This is a genomic window from Cupriavidus sp. 05N40, from assembly GCF_056397305.1.
On record NZ_JBFTND010000137.1, the window covers coordinates 1 to 19,074 of the forward strand.

Annotated in this window: 14 protein-coding genes and 1 pseudogene; 6 read left to right on the plus strand and 9 right to left on the minus strand. The window is 59.9% G+C overall.

Annotation, left to right across the window (positions count from 1 at the left end; all coding sequences use genetic code 11):
• The coding region (locus AC1DO7_RS27195; RefSeq protein WP_477116767.1) for an IclR family transcriptional regulator at positions 1-704 on the plus strand (704 nt) is incomplete at its 5' end.
• Between the two features lie 83 nt (positions 705-787).
• Here the strand turns inward: AC1DO7_RS27195 and AC1DO7_RS27200 are convergent.
• The 4 genes from AC1DO7_RS27200 to AC1DO7_RS27215 all read right to left on the minus strand — a co-directional run bounded on the left by AC1DO7_RS27200 (position 788) and on the right by AC1DO7_RS27215 (position 4,635).
• On the minus strand, positions 788-1,228 hold the full coding sequence (locus AC1DO7_RS27200; protein ID WP_441616515.1) for a hypothetical protein: 441 nt from the start codon (positions 1,226-1,228) through the stop codon (positions 788-790).
• Between the two features lie 378 nt (positions 1,229-1,606).
• A complete protein-coding gene (gene fdhA / locus AC1DO7_RS27205) occupies positions 1,607-2,809 on the minus strand; it encodes a formaldehyde dehydrogenase, glutathione-independent (protein ID WP_441616517.1) in 1,203 nt (400 codons plus the stop codon).
• 51 nt (positions 2,810-2,860) lie between these two features.
• Positions 2,861-3,943: an aromatic ring-hydroxylating dioxygenase subunit alpha gene (locus AC1DO7_RS27210; RefSeq protein WP_441616519.1), complete on the minus strand. Its 1,083-nt coding sequence runs from the start codon at positions 3,941-3,943 to the stop codon at positions 2,861-2,863.
• Positions 3,944-4,047: 104 nt separating this feature from the next.
• Positions 4,048-4,635, minus strand: a complete 588-nt coding sequence (locus AC1DO7_RS27215; protein ID WP_441616521.1) for a hypothetical protein — start codon at positions 4,633-4,635, stop codon at positions 4,048-4,050.
• A 600-nt stretch (positions 4,636-5,235) separates the two neighbouring features.
• On the opposite strand from AC1DO7_RS27215, the gene AC1DO7_RS27220 reads away from it, so the two are divergent.
• The 5 genes from AC1DO7_RS27220 (at position 5,236) to AC1DO7_RS27240 (ending at position 12,415) form a co-directional block, all read left to right on the plus strand.
• Positions 5,236-6,201: a PDR/VanB family oxidoreductase gene (locus AC1DO7_RS27220; RefSeq protein WP_441616523.1), complete on the plus strand. Its 966-nt coding sequence runs from the start codon at positions 5,236-5,238 to the stop codon at positions 6,199-6,201.
• A 58-nt stretch (positions 6,202-6,259) separates the two neighbouring features.
• Complete coding sequence (locus tag AC1DO7_RS27225) at positions 6,260-7,333, plus strand: aromatic ring-hydroxylating dioxygenase subunit alpha (RefSeq protein ID WP_441616525.1); 1,074 nt, start codon at positions 6,260-6,262, stop codon at positions 7,331-7,333.
• A gap of 398 nt (positions 7,334-7,731) precedes the next feature.
• Complete coding sequence (locus AC1DO7_RS27230; protein ID WP_441616527.1) at positions 7,732-8,820, plus strand: porin; 1,089 nt, start codon at positions 7,732-7,734, stop codon at positions 8,818-8,820.
• A gap of 326 nt (positions 8,821-9,146) precedes the next feature.
• Positions 9,147-10,760, plus strand: a complete 1,614-nt coding sequence (mdlC, locus tag AC1DO7_RS27235; RefSeq protein ID WP_477116769.1) for a benzoylformate decarboxylase — start codon at positions 9,147-9,149, stop codon at positions 10,758-10,760.
• A 155-nt stretch (positions 10,761-10,915) separates the two neighbouring features.
• Complete coding sequence (locus tag AC1DO7_RS27240; RefSeq protein ID WP_477116768.1) at positions 10,916-12,415, plus strand: aldehyde dehydrogenase family protein; 1,500 nt, start codon at positions 10,916-10,918, stop codon at positions 12,413-12,415.
• Between the two features lie 348 nt (positions 12,416-12,763).
• Here the strand turns inward: AC1DO7_RS27240 and AC1DO7_RS27245 are convergent, their stop codons facing one another.
• The 5 genes and pseudogenes from AC1DO7_RS27245 to AC1DO7_RS27265 all read right to left on the minus strand — a co-directional run.
• Positions 12,764-13,555: a class II aldolase/adducin family protein gene (locus AC1DO7_RS27245; RefSeq protein WP_441649927.1), complete on the minus strand. Its 792-nt coding sequence runs from the start codon at positions 13,553-13,555 to the stop codon at positions 12,764-12,766.
• Positions 13,556-13,628: 73 nt separating this feature from the next.
• Positions 13,629-15,017 carry an MFS transporter gene (locus AC1DO7_RS27250; protein WP_441616533.1) on the minus strand — a complete coding sequence of 463 codons (1,389 nt, stop codon included), beginning with the start codon at positions 15,015-15,017 and terminating at the stop codon, positions 13,629-13,631.
• Positions 15,018-16,225: 1,208 nt separating this feature from the next.
• Positions 16,226-17,017 carry an SDR family oxidoreductase gene (locus tag AC1DO7_RS27255; RefSeq protein WP_441616535.1) on the minus strand — a complete coding sequence of 264 codons (792 nt, stop codon included), beginning with the start codon at positions 17,015-17,017 and terminating at the stop codon, positions 16,226-16,228.
• 51 nt (positions 17,018-17,068) lie between these two features.
• Complete coding sequence (fabG, locus tag AC1DO7_RS27260) at positions 17,069-17,809, minus strand: 3-oxoacyl-[acyl-carrier-protein] reductase (protein WP_441616537.1); 741 nt, start codon at positions 17,807-17,809, stop codon at positions 17,069-17,071.
• A 66-nt stretch (positions 17,810-17,875) separates the two neighbouring features.
• A pseudogene (locus AC1DO7_RS27265) lies at positions 17,876-19,074 on the minus strand (MFS transporter); the annotation flags it as partial.

Sequence of the window (19,074 nt, forward strand, 5' to 3'; positions counted from 1 at the left end):
CGCTCAAGGACCTGGCTGCGGCAACGGGCATGGCTGCAAGCAAGCTGCGATTCTACCTGGTGAGTTTTCTCGATCTGGGTCTGGTTTCACAGGATCCGAGCAATGGCCGGTACAGTCTTGGCCCCGCGGCATTGAAATTGGGCCTGGCGGCACTGGAAAAGGTAGATGTGGTGCGGTCCAGCCATGGGGAGATGGTCGCCCTCTCGGATGCCTTGGGCTACACGACATTCCTTGCCGTCTGGGGAACGCACGGACCGACGATCGTGGACCGTGTGGACGGCCGGAATCGAACGGTTCTCGAGATTCGCGTTGGTAGCGTGCTCCCGCTCTTGTCATCGGCGATCGGGCTCGTCTACGCCGCTTTCCTGCCGCGCAGCGCGACCCAGTCGTTGCTCGAGCGGGAGGCTGAAAATGGTGTTGGCGCCTGGGCGCCGACACGGCCGGACTTCGATCTGGACGCCGCTTTGCAGAACATCCGGGCTTCGAGATTCGCAGTGGCCTCTGGCACCTTGCTCGCAGGGTTCACTGCCGTCGCCTCACCTGTTCTCGACCGTTCGAATGTGCCCGTTGCGGCGATCTCCGTCATCGGTCCGATTGGTCGTATGGACGACATGATCGACGGCCACGTCGTGCAGGCCTTGTTGGAGCTGACCACCCGGCTGAGCCGCCAGATTGGCTGGAGCGATGCCGCCGTGGGTCAATGAGCGCGACGGCAGCATCGTGCCGCGGTCGGGAATGCCCCTTCATCGAACTGCTGAGTCTAATGGTGCGCCGCAGCCTGGCTAAATTACAGGCACTCTGAGTGCCGATTTCGGCCCGAGACGCGAAGAAGGCTGAAAGTGAGTTCGGCCGCGAGTTGCATCGCTAGTCCCATTACCACGTCAAGAAATGGGTCTTGGGCTTCCTGCGGTGCCCCACTACCGATCGGCGTGTCTGTGATTGAAGTAGCATAGAGCCGTAGCCTTTCAGCATTTGCAAGCGCCTTATGATAGTTCTCACTGGCCATCGCCAATGCCCGCGCAAAGTTTGCCTGAGTATTCGAGATGGCGCGCAAATCCATCGACGCCGTGTTTCTAAGTGCATGGAAGAGGTCTGCATCTGCACGTGCATGGGCCAGCTTCAGTTCGTTTCTGGCGGCCCTGGCCGCGACCTCAAACTCTTTCTCTGATTCCCATCTCGTAATAGTCGGCGATTCGATTGACCAAGAGCAGTGGATTGAGTTCTTCACACATATCTCCTTCCGGTGAAGTCAATAAGCAGACGATCGGCAGGCCTTCGATCGCGCGGAAGTGCGGCCCGACGATGAAGCCGGTGGTCCTGGCTTTTGCTCTCACATCGGTATCCACCTTGACGGTTACCCGGCTATCTACTTTTGGCGGATTATTCCCATGTTGCGACTAGCCGTATAGTGTTCAACAGAGCTCGATCCTCCCTCACAACTGCACCAGCAACTCCCGCTATTGTGTCAAGACGGCGATGGCCGGGCTGTTACGAACATCGCTCCGATATTTCCAGGCAATGTCCTTCAAGCCCGTCTTCTCTTGCGTCAGTCTGAATTGTTGGAAGGCAATTCAAGCATTGCGCGGTCAGCCGGCCGAGCGCCCGTTCAGGCGGCCTTGGCCAGCATTCCATGTGGATCGATCACAAACTTCTTCGCGACCCCGGAATCGAACTGGGCGTAGCCTTCAGGCGCCTGGGCCAGACTGATAACCTGGACATTCACAATTTCCGCGATCTGGATTCGATCCCAAAGGATGGCCTGCATCAGGTTTCGGTTGTACTTCATTACGGGCGTTTGACCAGTAAAGAAGCTATGCGACTTTGCCCAGCCCAAGCCAAGACGGACCGACAGGCTTCCGCGCTGCGCGGCCGGGTCGGTCGCACCTGGGTCGTCGGTAACATAAAGCCCGGGAATGCCAATCTTGCCTGCAACACGCGTCACCTCCATCAACGAGTTCAGGACTGTTGCCGGCGCTTCGGTCTGCGAGCCGCTATGGCCGTGTCCGCGCGCTTCGAATCCAACGCAGTCAATCGCACAATCGACTTCTGGCTCGCCTAGAATCTCAGCGATTTGCTCTCCAAGGGATGCGTCTTCGGAAAGATCCACAGTCTGAAAGCCAACGCGCCGCGCATGTTCCAGGCGAGCCTTGTTCACATCTCCCACGATAGTCACTGCAGCGCCCAGGAGCCGCGCCGATGCGGCGGCGGCCATCCCCACAGGCCCGGCACCGGCCACGTACACGGTTGCCCCGGGACCAACTCCTGCCGTTACCGCACCGTGGTACCCGGTTGGCAGAATATCGGATAAGCAGGTGAGATCCCTTATCTTGCTCATCGCCCGATCGCGATCCGGGAACTTCAGCAGATTGAAGTCTGCGTACGGCACCATGACATATTCGGCCTGGCCGCCAATCCAGCCACCCATGTCTACATAGCCATACGCACCGCCGGGACGACCCGGATTCACACTCAAACATACGCCAGTGTTCTGCGCCTTGCACATCGGGCAGCGTCCGCAAGCCACGTTGAACGGTACGGAGACCAGGTCGCCTCTCTGGAGCGTTGTGACGTCAGAGCCGATGTCGATGACTTCGCCCGTAATTTCGTGACCCAGAACCAACCCCGCAGGAGCGGTCGTGCGACCACGAACCATGTGCTGATCCGACCCGCAGATATTGGTGGATACCACACGAAGCACCACCCCATGATTTGCCTTTCTCCCGTTCGGTTCTACCAAGTCAGGAAAAGCGATAGCCTGCACCTCGACTTTCCCGGGGCCGACATACACCACACCTCTGTTCGCTGCCATTACCGTCTCCTTGATTAATACTCTATTGCAACTGCCACCGCGCAACCCAGGCTACCAGCGTGGCCCGTACAGCAGCTGACTTGGCAGGACCGGTTGTGCGGAGCCTTCGGATTGTTCGCGCAACAGCCTGTCGATGACCCGTGCCGCGTGAAGCGAGCCTGCATCAGCGAGCGTGTTGACTTCGGGGCGATCGATCACGCGGCCCTCTCTTGCCTTGTGCTGCTCTTCGAACACTTCCCTGTCTTCCGTAAATGCAGTTTCGACTTCCCGAAATATGAGCTCGGTAACTTCAGGCTTGTCCAGGTCGTGGTTGTGAACCTGACCCCAGAAGTAATGCGTCGTGTGCTCCGTCTCCGGGGTCATGGCATTCAGATTCAACCACTCCATCTTCCGGGCGTTCGCGGCTTCCTCTGGTGTCATGCCCGGCTTCATTGCCCCGACATATAGCCGACAGAACGCGGGTGGCATGAAGTGGATGATCTGCCAACGGTCGACCCGCTCGAACGGAATCACCGCAGCGCGCACATAGGAGGGCGGGGGAGGCACGTTGCGCATCCATCGATTCACGCGAACTTCGCTTTCGCCTCGATCGAACGTTACCTTGGCTTCGTCGACCACCGCTTTATTCCCAATGGTCGATTTATGCACGAAGCTCAGATGGCTCAGGTCGAGTAGATTCTCGACAATGAGCTTGAAGCTGGCGTTGACATGGAAACGAGTGGACTTTCCGCGCCAGTTTGGGTCGTCAAACCAGTGATAGTCCGGAATGTTGTCCGGGTTTGCGAGTTCGTCGTCGCCAATCCAGATCCAGATCCAGTGGTAGCGCTCGACGACCTGATACCGCTTGACATAGGCATTCTTGGGAATTGCCGTCTGGCCTGGAATCTCCGTGCACTGGCCCTCCTGGTTGAACACCATTCCATGATAGCCACAGCGAATTGAGCAACCTTCGACCTGTCCCTTGCTGAGAGGATATCGGCGGTGACAGCAAAGGTCTTCAAGCGCCGCTACGGATCCGTCGGTACCGCGGAACAGTACGACAGGTTCGTCGCAGATTCTCCTGGCCAACATGCCACCTGCCGGCACCTCTTCGGCGATCGCCGCCACATACCAATAGTTTCTAAGAAAAGTCATGAAAAATCCTTACTATGTTTCGCCACACACGGCCAATCCGGCGAGGCCGGTAGGAGTTGCCGGGCCTACGAGGCGATATTGAAACGTCTCAAAGCCAGGCGCCTTTATCCGACGCTCGCTATCACAAGCGCCTTGCAGCGCGACACCGAAAAACGTGCATTCGTCATCCGGGTTGCAATCCACATGACAAGAAGCACGGCAACTAGCGCCGCGTAGAGGGCAGTCGTATTGCCCGGATCAAGCACGCCGGGGAGGTTTCGGTTCGCAAAGAACTGGTGCCCTTCGACCGGCGCAGTCAGCGCGCCGGAAATGGCTGCGAGAGCCGCACCCAGTGCAAGAACCAGGGCAGAAGGGCGTGCCGCATCGACTCCGCGAGCGGGCATCACCGTGCCTTGGGTGGCCGCAAGAAGCTGGTCTAAGCGGGCGCGCCCATATGGATGGCGCGGCGCGAGTTGCTCCATGGGCAAGCCCGCCGGCATCAAGAGAGCGGCTGGACCGGCCACACCGAGCGTAAAGCTACCTGGTCCGCCTGTTAGGGCTGCGCAGCGGTGCGCGTCGGCAAGGTCCAGCGATCCGCGTGCAAGGTTGAACACTCCCATGAGGCCGAACCCCAATTTCGGCCCGGCCCCGACGGCGCATAGCGTCAGACAGAATTGTGGTGCTTTAGGCGCTTCTTCGGTCGCAAATCCCATCGTTCGTCTCCATCGCCTGCTGTTGTGTGCAACTACGTTATATGAATGCAACTATATTTTATGAGGGCGCGAGAAGTCAACGAGAGTCACGGGTGCAATTCGTAAGTGAAAACCCTAGTCTCCATTTTGGTTGCACGCGTTTAATATTGTTGCAAACGACAGTGGGTGAGGAGACAAACATGCATGGACACCTATCGAGGCATGCCCTGGCGCGGACGTCGTCGGCGTCACTTTCAGCCGTTTCTGACAGGGGCGAGCGATATATCCCCGATTTCTTCGGCGTGTTCCGCCATCACGATGGGCTGGCGGAACACGCTGCCGCCTCCCGGAGCGGAAGGTCCCAAGCGGGCATGTGTTGGCGCCGAACTACCTGACCGGCAAGGATCCAATGGGCCTTGGCGCAGGCCCAACTCAAATCGRTATGGCAACTTCAAATCGAGCCGAAACCAAATGACCATGACTCGCGCGAAATGGTGGGGCCGCCGAATGGCTCCATCGGATTCGCGAATTGAAGCAAGGTGGTCACAGACTATATTGGCCCATACGTGAGTCAGTGCGCCGCCCCCAATAACCAATGATTAGACTTATCTCGCACGCATCATGAACGCCCCCCTACTGACTCTGAAAGTGGCACATAAGGCCGACGAAGCCGTCGATATCTGCTCGTTCGTGCTAGTGGATCCATCCGGCAAGTCGCTTCCCGCGTTTTCCGCCGGCTCGCATATCGACGTCCACGGTCCATCGGGGCTGGTGCGCCAGTACTCGCTATGCAACGCCGCGAATGAAACCGCGCATTATCAGATCGGCGTCCTGCGGGATCCCGGCTCGCGTGGTGGATCCGTCGCCATGCACGACGGCATCCAGGAAGGCGATCTTCTTCACGTCAGCGAACCAAGAAATCACTTTCCGCTTGAGCACGCGGCCAAGCGTTCATTGTTGTTGGCCGGTGGAATCGGCGTAACCCCGATTCTGTGCATGGCAGAAAGTCTTTCCAGCATAGGTGCACCTTTCGAGATGCACTATTGCACCCGATCGCGGCAACGTACTGCGTTCGCTGAGCGTATTTCGACGTCTGCGTTTTCCGCCCAGGTCATGTTCCACTTTGACGATGGGCCCGACGATCAGAAGCTGGATATCGTCGCGCTCTTGCGAAATCCCGACCCCGAAACGCATCTCTACGTATGTGGCCCCGCGGGTTTCCTCGAGTTCGTCCTGTCCACCGCGCGCGCGCAGGGCTGGCAAGCGCCGTTCATTCACTACGAGTACTTCGGCGCGGCTGTCGGCGGGGCAGAAGAGGACAAGGCCTTCGATGTGAAGATAAATAGTACCGGCAGGGTCTATCGAATCGCGGCGGACAAATCCGTGGCCGTTGCGCTGGCAGAACGAGGCGTCGAAATCCCCGTGTCCTGCGAGCAAGGCGTGTGTGGCACATGCGTGACACGCGTGCTGGAAGGGGAATTGGATCACCGTGACCACTATTTTACTGACGCCGAGCACGCCCGGAATGATCAGTTCACTCCCTGCTGTTCCCGTTCAAAAGGCGAAATGCTGGTCCTGGACCTGTGAAAGGCCGGCTGGCCGCCCACTACGGCGCGCGCTTTCACTCCTCAATGGATAAATCAAAATGAATTACGTAAAGAACGCCTGGTATGTCGCGGCTTGGTCCGACGAAGTGAAGGCAGGCGAGATGTTCCATCGGACATTACTGGACGAAGGACTTGTGTTCTATCGTCGAGGCGACGGCCAGCCGGTTGCCTTGCTTGACCGCTGTCCGCACCGCTTCATTCCGCTGCACATGGGCACACTCCACGGCGACATCGTGGAGTGTTGCTACCATGGCCTGCAATTCGATTGCACCGGCCGTTGCGTGCACAACCCGCATGGCGAAGGAAGGATTCCCGCCGCTGCGCGAGTGCGGGCCTTCCCCGCGGTGGACCGCCACCAGATGCTATGGGTCTGGATGGGCGACAAGCCGGCCGATGAGAGTCTCATACCCGACTACAGTGTGCTTGATGGCGAGAGCGGCTATGAAACCTCACGGGGCTACTTCGTCATGGAGGCGGACTACGAACTGCTGGGAGAGAATCTGCTCGATCTGAGCCATGTCCCCTTCCTGCACAGTGGCTTGCTGGGCAGTCCTGAAATGGCCCGTGGGTTGCCAACCGTGCGGGAAGCCGATGGGGGATTGCAGGTCGACCGCTGGATGCCCAATATTCAGATACCCAAGGTGTTTGATTTGCTTTTCCGAGGGGACGGCAAGCCCGTCGATATGTGGAATAACATGCGATGGAATCCCCCTTCGGCGTTCCTGCTGGATACGGGCGTACACGCCCCGGGCGAATCCCGCGAGCACGGCGCGTGGTACTACGGCGTGCACATTCTGACTCCCCAGACTGCACGAACGACTCACTACTACTTCGCCTCGGCACGTCTTCCCAGGGAAACGCTTGCCCCGGAGTTCGACATCGAACTTGCGAAGCTTCGCCGCATCGCCTTCTTCGACCAGGACAAACCAATCCTGGAAGCGCAACAGCGGGCCATCGGCGATGCTGACTTCTGGTCGCTGAAGCCGGCTTTGTTTGAAGTGGATGTGGGCCCGGTGCGTATGCGGCGGATGCTGGAGGCAATGGTCGCCCGGGAAGAGGCAGAAAACGGGAAAACCGGCGCCGCCAACCATCGGATCGTCGAGAAAGGATAGAAGCGGGCGATCCTCACGGTCTGGTGATCCGGCCCCTTGTCTTGGGGTTTCGCGCGCGCTGAATTTCAATCGATTGGCTATCCAAGCCTTCGGATATTGGACGACCACACCTAAGCGCCGCTGAGTTCTCTCCCCTTGTTTTCCTTGTTGCGCCGTGCCGTATGGCACGGCGCCGTCCCCCCTTTTGCCCTTTCGAGCGACCGGGCGATCTGACCATGCCCAACGTCTTGCGAAAAAAACCTCGCCTGCGAACGCACGCGACAACGGTTTCGAACTAACCACCTGGCAACGAAGAGCACTTGACTGGGGATTCAGCATCAAGTCTGCCGACCTGCACCGCAGTCGCCACTGCCTCTTTAAACCATACAACAAGTGCATTAAAAAAATGGAGGAGAACCATGAAGTTAAATTACGTCGCAATGACTGCATTGATGTCGTTCCCATTGATTTCCGCTGCACAGTCTGTGACTTTGTATGGCGTAGTTGACACCGGCATTGAGTATGTCAACAACATTGGTGCGAAAAAGGATAGCGTGGTCCGAATTCCGGGCACGACTGGTTCAGTTCCGTCCCGCTGGGGCATCCGCGGCACCGAAGACCTGGGTGGGGGTGTGAATGCGGTCTTCGTCCTTGAGTCCGGATTCTCACCCGACAGCGGAGTGTCCAATCAGGCCGGACGGCTCTTTGGTCGCCAAGCCTATGTCGGGCTTAATGGCTTGTGGGGGCAAGTGGCGTTTGGCAGGCAATACACCATGCTGTTCTGGTCAACACTTGACGCGGATCTTCTGGGGCCGAACGCGTTCGGTTCGGCGTCCCTAGATCCGGGGATCGCGAACGCGCGAAGCGACAATACTATTTCGTATAAGGGCAAGTTCGGAGGCATGACGGCAGGAGCAACCTATAGCTTTGGCAGGGATGTCGCCAATGCGTCGAGTCCTGCGGGAACCAATTGTGCTGGCGAAAATCCGGCGGATAAACGCGCCTGCACGGAGTGGTCAGTTCTATTGCAGTACGAAACCCGGAATTGGGGTGTTAGCACCGCCTACGATTCAATGCGAGGCGGGCCGGGCGCGTTTGGCGGCCTCACCAGGAGCAGTCTCACCGACGATCGCTTTACCATCAACGGCTACGCACTTGTTGGCAACGCCAAGCTTGGCGCGGGCGTGATCCGGCGAGACAACAAGGGAAGTACGACTCCCCGCAGCAACTTGTGGTTTGTCGGCGGGTCACTCGCCATCACGCCTGCCTGGAATATCGACACGGAGGCCCATTACCTGAAGTTCTCCAATAGTCCGAACAAGGCGTGGCTATTCGTGGCTCGAACGACCTATGATTTTTCAAAGCGAACGAGGGTCTACGGGAGCGTCGGCTACATTGACAATCGAGGTGACCTGGCCATTTCCGTCAGTAGCGCGGCAGCCGGTTCAAATCCGGCTTCTGGGGGAAACCAACTTGGGCTGATGGTGGGGATCAAACATATCTTCTGACCAGGGCGCCAGATGGACGTGTGCAGAATCACTACCAGTACACACCAGTTTTCGCCTGTTTGTCGTTGTATCGGACACGGCATATGAATCTTCGCGCGGACCTGTCACGGCGGCGAAGACGCCGCGAGCAAGGATAGCGAGATCAACCTCGATTCCGGCGAACTAACCACAACTTCATCTGATTTGGCCGCGACGACCACGCCGGAGCGCGATGCATCCGCACGTTGGCATGTCCGGTCAAAAAGGAAATTCGTAATTCCCATTGCCACACTGGGCTTAGTGCAACAACGGAGGGTAATTTGATGTTGAATCCACGCCACGATGAAATGAGTGACATCGATGCTATCGCGAGACCGGGCGCGGGCATTCCGCAGGATGAATGCACGGTACGACAGGCAGTGTTTGAACTGCTTCGTTCGTTGAATATGACCACGATATTTGGCAATCCTGGAACCACGGAGCTACCGATGTTCCACGATTTCCCCGAAGATTTCAGGTACATCCTGGGATTACAGGAGTCGGTGGTGGTCGGCATGGCCGATGGATTCGCCCAAGCAAGTGGAGGCGCCGCCCTGGTGAATCTTCATTCTGCAGCCGGGGTGGGGCATGCAATGGGAAATATATACACGGCTTTCAAGAATCAAACGCCCTTGGTGATCACCGCAGGCCAGCAAGACAGGTCAATTCTTCCGTATGACCCCTTCTTGTTCTCGGCGCAGCCGACGGAGCTCCCAAAACCCTACGTTAAATGGGCGTGCGAGCCGGCGAGAGCTGAGGATGTCCCCGCGGCTATCGCTCGCGCCTACTACATCGCCATGCAGGCTCCCCGCGGACCAACCTTTGTGTCCATCCCGATGGATGACTGGAACAGGCCCGCTTCCCTTGTTGCGACACGCGAGGTTAGCTTCGGGTTGCGTCCCGACCCGCAGGCGATTGCCGGTCTTGCGGAGGCCTTGAAAACCGCACGCAACCCGGTGTTCGTGGTTGGCGCCGGTGTTGATCGCGACGGCGCCTGGGGGGATATGCTGAGGCTTGCGGAGCAATATCAGGGGCATGTCTGGGTCAGCCCCATGTCGGCGCGTTGCAGTTTCCCGGAAGACCACGCGTTATTTGCGGGATTCCTGCCACCGTATCGCGAACGAATCGTTGAGTGTCTCCACGATCATGACGTTATCTGTGTCGTGGGCGCCCCGGTATTTTCTTACCATGCGGCAGGGGTGGGGCCTCACATTCCGGTCGGCTCGAAACTGTATCAGCTAACGGACGATCCGGACCATGCAGCGGGATGCGCCGAAGGTACCTCGATTCGATGCACCCTTCGCCTCGGTGTTCGAGACCTGCTGGCCTGCAATACCGCCGCCGCTCCGCCCCGGCGCCGCGGCCGCCAATCGCCTCCCCGCGTGAGCATGGGCAGCGGCATTAGCACGGCCTTCCTGATGCAGACGTTGTCGGAGAGTCGCCCCGCAAACAGTGTGGTGGTTGAGGAGGCGGYCTCCAGCCGTATCGCGATGCAGAGTTACCTCCACATCAATGAACCCAAGAGTTTCTTTACATGTTCGAGCGGGGGGCTGGGGCATGCCATGCCCGCATCGGTCGGCGTCGCACTCGCTGATCCGAGCCGCCGGACGATCGGCCTGTTTGGCGACGGATCAAGCATGTACGCGATCCAGTCGCTTTGGACAGCGGCGCAGCTAAAACTCCCGATGACGATGATCATCGTAAATAACCAGCGGTATGCGGCACTTGAAAACTATGCAGCGCACTTCGATCTGCCAGAACCCGTTGGAACAAGTATTCCAGCCATCGATTTTGTGGCTTTGGCAAGGGCACAAGGATGGAACGGAAAGCGGGTGTCAGATCCGGGAGAGCTTCATCGCGATCTGGAGATCGCATTGAGGTCGAATGAACCATTTCTTGTCGAGGTGACAATAGTCGACTGAAAGCCGCTGCTGGGGAAATGGCGGACGAAACGGGTCTGGCCGGGATGATGACGTCCGCCTTTGCGTTTCGTCGCTGACTTCGTACGGATCGCAAATAGTTGACGGCCGGCGAAGATGCGATCCGGGGAATACTGAATGCGTTAAGGGAAGATCGTATGTCTAAGATCGATGAAATGAGTGGAGCATATCGTTTTCAGGATGAGTATAGGCATTTCATAGGCGGGGAATGGGTTGCATCAATCGAAGGAGGGACGATTGATCAGATCAATCCATCGACCGGAAGCGTGTTGAGCCGAATCCAGTCGGGTGGGAAGAAGGACGTGGACCGGGCAGTGGAGGCTGCCGCGCTGGCGTTCAGATCCTGGTCGCGGTCCGGTGCGGCGCAGCGGCAGGCGCTACTGCTTGAGTTCGCTCGCCGCGTGCGCGCCAGGCAGAAAGACTATGCCTTGATGGAGACCTTGAGCAACGGAAAGACCATCAGCGAGGCCAGCTTTTGGGATATTCCGCTCGTCGCGGAGCAGTTTGAGCTGTTTTCGGGGGCTGCCTACAGCCTCGCGGGCGAGACGCGCGACTATCCGGATGCCGTCGGATTGGTGCACCGCGAGCCGCTGGGGGTGTGCGCACAAGTGATACCGTGGAACGTGCCGCTGCTGATGATGGCCGCAAAGATCGCCCCTGCGATCGTTGCCGGAAATACGGTCGTGCTCAAACCTGCGGAGACTGCTTGTCTTGCGGTATTGGAGTTCTTCCGTGAAATGAGTGACATTATTCCGCCGGGCGTGGTGAACGTCGTGACGGGATATGGGGCGGAGATTGGTGAAGCGCTGGTGACGCATCCGCTGGTGCGCAAAGTTGCATTCACCGGGTCCTTGGCTACGGCAAGGAGGATCTCTCAGTACGCGTCCGTGAACATGATTCCGCAGACCATGGAGCTAGGCGGGAAGTCGGCGCAGATAGTTTGCCCGAGCGCGAACRTGGATGCGGCGGTGGAGGGGGCGGCAGTCTCGACGGTGTTCAACAAGGGTGAAGTCTGCTTGGCCGGCTCTCGGGTATTCGTGCATGAGTCGATCAAGGATGAGTTTATCGACAAGCTTCTTGGCGTGATTGGCCGAATCAGGGTAGGCGACCCGCTCGATTCCCGGACGCAACTAGGGGCGCTCGCATCGAGGAATCAGTTCGACAAGGTATGTGGCTACTTCAAAATCGCGAGGGAGGAGGGGGCGACTGTTGCGATTGGTGGAGACGTCGCGCACGTGGAGGGCATGGAGAATGGCTTCTTTGTCATGCCAACGGTGCTTACCGACGTGGATAACCGGATGCGGGTCGCGCAAGAGGAGATCTTCGGGCCGGTTACCTGTGTGATGACCTGGGCGGAGGAGGAGGAAGTCATTCATCAGGCAAACGACTCGCCTTATGGTCTGGCGGGAGGCTTGTGGACTCGGGATCTCACCCAGGCACATCGCCTGGCAAAGGCGATGGAGACAGGGACCGTATGGGTAAACCGGTACTTCAACCACCGGCCCGGCATGGCACTTGGCGGCTATAAGCAGAGCGGCTACGGACGCGAGTTCGCACATGACATCTTGCGTGAATACACGCATACCAAAGGCGTTGTCGTGAGTCTGGATGATGGTCCGGTGGGAATCTTTTCCTGACTGCCGGCCACTGGGGTCGGAGGGCTTGTCAGAAGTTTTGTGTGCAGGGCAACTGCCCTGCACACAAAGAAACTGACAGGCCCGTCTCCGTAGGCTGGGGTACTCTGCTCAACATTGGTCGCCTTGCTCCTGGCCGGCAGCCTAACAAACCTGCGTTAGATGAACGTGGGGCCAGTTCGTTGCCGTCAAGCGCGATCCTCTCGAATTCCCGGATATTTTCCCCTGTTGTGCGAAGAGGCCAACAAGTGGGGGGCAGATCCCAAACCAGCCTTGGTGTCGGCGCGAATGGGATATGGAACCCGTGCGACGGTCTAGTTCACGACTCTGCTGACCGGGACATCGCTCAACCTACTCCTTGTAAGACGGGTCGGTCCGATCCAGAAGCCGAAGCAGTGCCCGCCAGTCGCGCCCTTGCAGGATCTCTGTGTCGCCGCCGAACTGCTCGGCGGTGCGAACGCAAACGTCCGCCGAGGGCAACGTCAGTTGTCTTTGCCCCGCCAGTGCACTGACCTGGATCTGGCACGCGCGCTCAAGGTAGTACATCTCCTTGAATGCATCCGCCACGGTAGCGCCGATAGTCAGCAAGCCATGATTACGCAGGATCAGGACATTCTTGTTGCCGAGATCGCGGACTAGGCGGCTCTGTTCATCGAGATCGAGTGCGACGCCTTCGAAGTCATGATAGGCGAGACGATCATAGAATCTCAGCGCATGCTGCGAGATCGGAAGCAGTCCTTCCACCTGGGTCGATACTGCGATGCCTGCGGCGGTATGTGTATGCAGGGCGCAGACGGCATCGGGGCGAGCCTTATGTATGGCGCCGTGGATGACGAATCCCGCCGGGTTCACGTCTAGCGGTATGTCATCGACCAGGTTGCCGTGTATGTCGACCTTGACCAGATTGGAGGCCGATACTTCCTCGTAGAGGAGGCCAAAGGGATTGATCAGATAGTGGTGCGGAGAACCTGGGACGCTCGCCGAGATGTGATTGTAGATCCAATCCGTCATTCTGAAATGAGCCATCAGGCGGTAACAGGCCGCGAGATCGACACGCATCTCCCATTCGGCGGCATCGATGTGAGCCGCTTTCTTCCGGCAGTTTGCCAGGACATGCAGGAGTTCGGGGTTTGACAATGACATACCAAGGTCCTCTGGTTTTTGTGGGTGAACTGCGGGCCCGTTGCGCGGCCCGCTTCATGGAAGAACTAATCGGCTATTCGGCTGGAAACGGCGAACTCGTTGCAACTACGGCGCGGCTTGTTTTCAGCGACGGGATATGCCGCTTGATTACCAGCAACGCGACGGTCACGAAAAGCATTGCCGATCCCAGCAGGCCAAGATAGGCGGAAGCACCGCCAGCGGTAATGACGATCGCGCCAAGGAACGCACTCAGAATCGAGCCAAGGCGCCCGAATGCCAGCGCCGATGCCGTGCCGGTCGCACGAACGTTCGTCGTGTATACGTAGGCGCACACGGCATAGAGCGTGCACTGTATGGCGCTGACGAACATGCCGTGAACCCCGAGGCCGAAGATGAAGAGATCGGTGTTCTTTCCGGCGTTGACGCTCTGAAGCAAGAACGCGCTCGCGGCTGCGCCCGACGAGGCGATGACCATTGGCCAACGCGATCCGAAGCGCGCGATCGCCACGGCGCAGCCCAGGCCACCGATTACAGCACCCAGGTTCCAGGCAGTCAGGCCCGAACTGGCAATGCCGATTGGAAGACCTTCGGCCGATAACATGGTGGGCAACCAGCTAAAGGCGCTATAAACCGCGATCAGGCACATGAAGAATGCGCTCCAGATCGCAAGCGTGTCACGGATTAGGCTGGCCTCGAACAACGCGCTGAAGCCTGCCCGTTTTTCTGTCGCCTGTTCGCCGATATCTTTGAACACGGTGCTTTCGGCAGTCGGCCTGGCCATGCGCGATAGCAAGTCGCGCAGTTCAGGCCATCGGTGATGCTTGCGCGCGAGGAAGCGCGGCGATTCAGGCAGTACGGCAAGCAGCAACACGCCACAAACCAGGGGGAAAGTGCCGCCGATGAAGAAAAGGCTGCGCCAGCCGTAATGCGGCAGGACGACACCGGCGAACAAGCCGGCCAGCATGCCGCCCAGCGGCACGCAGATGCAGGTGACTGTGATTGCGATGGTTCGGTTACGCGCAGGCGTGAACTCGGCGGTTATCGTCGTCGCGATGGGCAGCGCGCCGCCGAGGCCCAGTCCGGCAATGAAACGAAGGCTGGCGATCGTGAAGATATTCGTTGCAAGACCAATTGCACATGTCGCGGTGCCAAAAAGCAGCACGGTGACGATCAACGTCATCCGGCGGCCGAACTTATCTGCGATTAGACCGGCGGTGGCGCTTCCGATTGCCATGCCGACCAGTCCGGCGGCCACCGCCGGCGCAAACGCGCCGCGACTGATGCCCCACTCCTTGATCAGCACAGGAATCGCATACCCGATCAGTTGGCCGTCAAAGCCATCCAGGATGAGTGCCAGCGATGTCATTACCACCACGATTTTCTGCAGGGCCGAGAATGCACCCTCATCGAGGACATGTCCGATATCGACCGTACGCTGGATGATGCCGTCGTTAGTCTTCATGGCGCATCCCCTGGTTGGGTCGTTGCGCGCAACGGGGGAGCGGGGGGCGTTTTCCCCGGAGATTTGGCTCCGTGGAACCACATGACATTGGAATGAGCATTCGTCGTCTCCTTGCAGTAGGCGCTTGAATTCTCCGGCGCGCCGTTTTGAACCGGATAAGCAGTGGATTGCTAAGAAGATTGCGTTCTTCGTCGCATGTTGTTTGGATGCAGGAAGTACCAATTCGAAGCCGCTTCTTCCTGCGACGTGCGCGGCGGCATTGCACCTGCGTAAAGCGGTGGAATTCGGGTGGCATGAAGTGAGTGGTCTGGCAGCGGTCTACGCACTCTGACCGGCGGTGCCGTGGCGCGCTCCAGGAAGAACAAGCGATCCGCGTCACGCCGGGAGTCCGGCATGTCCCTCGCGCCTCACACTCACAATGCAACAATGCTGTTGTGATGCAATAATGTTATTTGAGAGCGAGCAGTCCAATAGGTGTTTACACCAGGGATGGCGCCATGCAGGCCGGTGCTGATGCGGTCTGGAGAGGGGGGTGCCGCCCTCGAATCCGGACATCGAGGGCACGGGGCGCTCGGCGCGGCATCGGTGGCGCGTGAGCCTGGAGGCACCGCGCAGGCGCGCTGCGGGTGTCATGCTGCGAGCGAAGCTCGAACGGGACTGCTCGGGTACCTGGGAGGGAGGGCGGCGCCAGGCCTGACTGATGTGTTGAGGCGAGAACCCCGTACGACACAGCGCATTCGAGGCGCTGCGATGCCTTCACGCGGCGGCGAGGCTGTTGCGGAGCATGTTGCTACAGGCTGCTTTACGGCAATCGCGCCGGACGTCGGCTCAGTGAGCAAACGCAATGCAGCTTGTCGTTCTGGTGGTCAGCCGGTCTGTCCCCGCGCACTGTCAATTCGCAGGTTGCCGGTCCGAGCACCGGCAGGGAGCCAAACGAAACCGAAGTCGTGTCGTGACAGCGCCGGCAGGYGTCTCGCGGGGCGTAGGGTGCCCAGCCCCTGAGACTGTCGGCATCTCATCGCCGGGCTGGCCGGTCTGCCGCCGGTGTGCTTCCCGCGGATAGTTGTCGCCGGCGCGCCGGCCGGCCTCTCAGTCATCGGGAGAGGCACGGACGCATGCGCTCCGGAAGCGGCAAGGGCGCCGCGGCGGATGCCCGGCAAGGCTGGATGGACCCACGCCGCCCGTTGATACAGGGCCGCGGGTTGCGCTTACAGAAACTCGAGATTGCCGTCCACGCTGATGGCCTGGCCCGAGATGTTCCGCCCCGCCGGCGATGCCAGGAACAGCGTCATCGCGGCAATGTCATCGACGGTCACCATTCGCTTGAGGGATATCTTTCTCAGGTATTCCTCCTTCATGGCTTCGAAGGTGATGCCAAGTGCCGCCGCGCGCGCCGAGATCACGCGGTCCATGCGCTCCCCTTCGACAACACCGGGCAGGATGGCATTCACGCGGATATTGCTAGGCCCGAGTTCGATGGCCAGCGACTTGACCAGTCCGACGATGGCCCACTTCGTCGCGGCATAGGGGGTGCGGAATGGATAGCCGAGGCGTCCCGCCACGGAGGACATGGCAATGATGGCGGGACTGTCCGACGTTGCCTTCAGGACGGGAACGGCCTTCCTCAGGAAGTAGTACTGGCTGTTCAGGTTCGTGGCGACCGTCTGCTCCCACTGCTCGGGCGTGATCGTGTCGATGGGGCCGGTCGGGCCGGCAATCCCCGCATTGTTGACGAGGATGTCGAGGCCTCCCAGCGCGGCTCTGGCATCGTCGATCAGGCTGTCTACCTGTTCCCGGTCCGCGACATCCGCCACGCCCGCGTGAAGGCGCGGATGCCGGGTCTTCTCCCGGGCGACGGCGGCAGGGTCGATGTCGCAGACGTAGACGGTGGCGTCCGCCTGCAGGAACGCCTCGGCAATGGCGGCGCCAATGCCGGCGGCCCCGCCCGACACCAGCACCCGAAGGCCGGCTCTGGGCTTCAACAGCTCAAGCGTATTCATGATTGGTCTTTCAAGAGAGTTGGCAGGAGTGGGCAGCGATTATCCGCGCAATCAGAGCGTCATGCCCCCGGAGGCCTCGATCACTGCGCCGTTGATGTAGCTCGCCTCATCGCTGGCCAGGAAGGCGTAGATATTGGCAATCTCCTCGGGCTGCCCCAGCCGCCGCAGCGGGACCTGTTCGCGCATCTTGGCCAGGACCTCGTCCGGCACGGTCGACAGGATCGGTGTGTCGATAAATCCGGGCGCGACGGCGTTGACGCGGATACCCTTTGGCCCGAGTTCCCGGCTCCAGGTCTTCGTGAAACCGATCACCCCGAACTTTGCCGCCGCATAGTTGGTCTGGCCGAAGTTGCCATAGAGGCCGACCACCGAACTTGCGTTCAGGATGACCCCGGACGCTTGCGCGATCATCCGGTCGGCTACGGATTGCGTGGTCTGGAAGACGCCGCGCAGGTTGACGTCGATGACATCGTCGAACTGCTTCAGTGTCATTCTCTGGAGGCGGGCGTCACGGGTGATGCCGGCGTTGTTGACCAGGGTATCGATCCTGCCCCACCAGTCGCAAACCTGCTCCACCATATCGTCGACGGCGTCCCGGTCCGAGACATTGATGGCGAAACCCCGGGCGTCGGCGCCTGCCTGCCGACACGCATCGACGACCGCAGATACCGCGTCGCCATTCACGTCGCATGCCACGACGATCGCGCCTTCGCGGGCAAACTTCAGTGCCGTCGCCGCGCCGATGCCCTGGCCTGCGCCCGTCACGATTGCCACTTTGCTGCTCAGTCTCATGAACTACCTTCCCGTGGTGAAAATACGAATCCGCGTGCCGCCGCGCAATCGCGGCGGCATGCGGCGTCAGACCCCCTGCGCAAGCGCCGGCTCGCCGCCGGTGCCGCGTGTCTCGAGCTGGATCGCCCTGGCGAGCAGCGGTACCAGCAATACGCCCAGCACAGCGGCGCCGACGACCACGGCGAACCCCGAGGTGCTCTTGCCCGTCGTCGCTTCCGCCATCCCGAACAGATAGGGGCCGACGAAGCCGCCCATCAGGCCAATGGTGTTGATGAACGCCAGGCCTGCGGCAGCATGGATGCCCTGCAGCCRCTTCATCGCGATGGCCCAGTAGGAGGGCAGGACACCGCCGCCGAAAAACGCGGTGGCCGCGAACAGCACGATCTGAAGCGTCTGGTTGGTCGTGGTGAAGACCGCACCGGCACTCGCGGCCAGGCCCGCCGTCAGCACGCCGAGGTACAGGCAGTCGGCATCGATGCGGCGATGAATGCGCGGCAGGATCAGCACGCCGCCCAGAAAGCCGATGCCCACGCTGCTCGACAGCAGGCCAACGACCAGGGGCGATGTCACGTGCATCTGGTGGATCATCGCCGGCGTGAAGAACACGAGGCCGACAAAGGCCACCTGATTCAGAAAGTAGATCAGCCCGATGAGCACGGTGGTGGGGCGTTTCAGTGCGGCCATCCAGTGCGCGGAGGTCAACTGTGCGTGATCTTCGATGACCGCACGGCTTTCGAGGATCCGGGCTTCCGCGCGGGACAGCCAGCGGGCATCGCTCGGCCGCTCGGGCAGCTTGAAGTACAGCAGGATGCCGACGAAGATCGTCGGCAGGCCTTCGAGCAGGAACATCCATTGCCAGCCGTGCAGGCCGCCCACGCCATCGAGCTGCATCAATGCACCCCCGAGCGGATTGCCGATCACGAGCGCAATCGCGGGTGCCGTGTAGATCCAGCCAACGGCGACCGGACGTTCCCTGGGCGCGAACCAGAGCGTGACCATGTACATCAAGGCGGGAAACAGGCCGGCTTCGGCAATCCCGAGCAGGACGCGAAGCGTGTAGAAGGACCACTCGCCCTGCACGAACATCATGCAGGCGGACAACGCGCCCCACGTGACCGCGATGCGGGAAATCCAGCGCCGCGGCCCGACGCGGTGTGCGATCAGGTTGCTGGGCACTTCGAGCAAGGCCTAGCCGAAGAAGAAGAGGCCGGCGCCGAGCCCGAAGATGGCCGCGCTGATGCCCAGGTCGGCCGCCAGCTGCACCT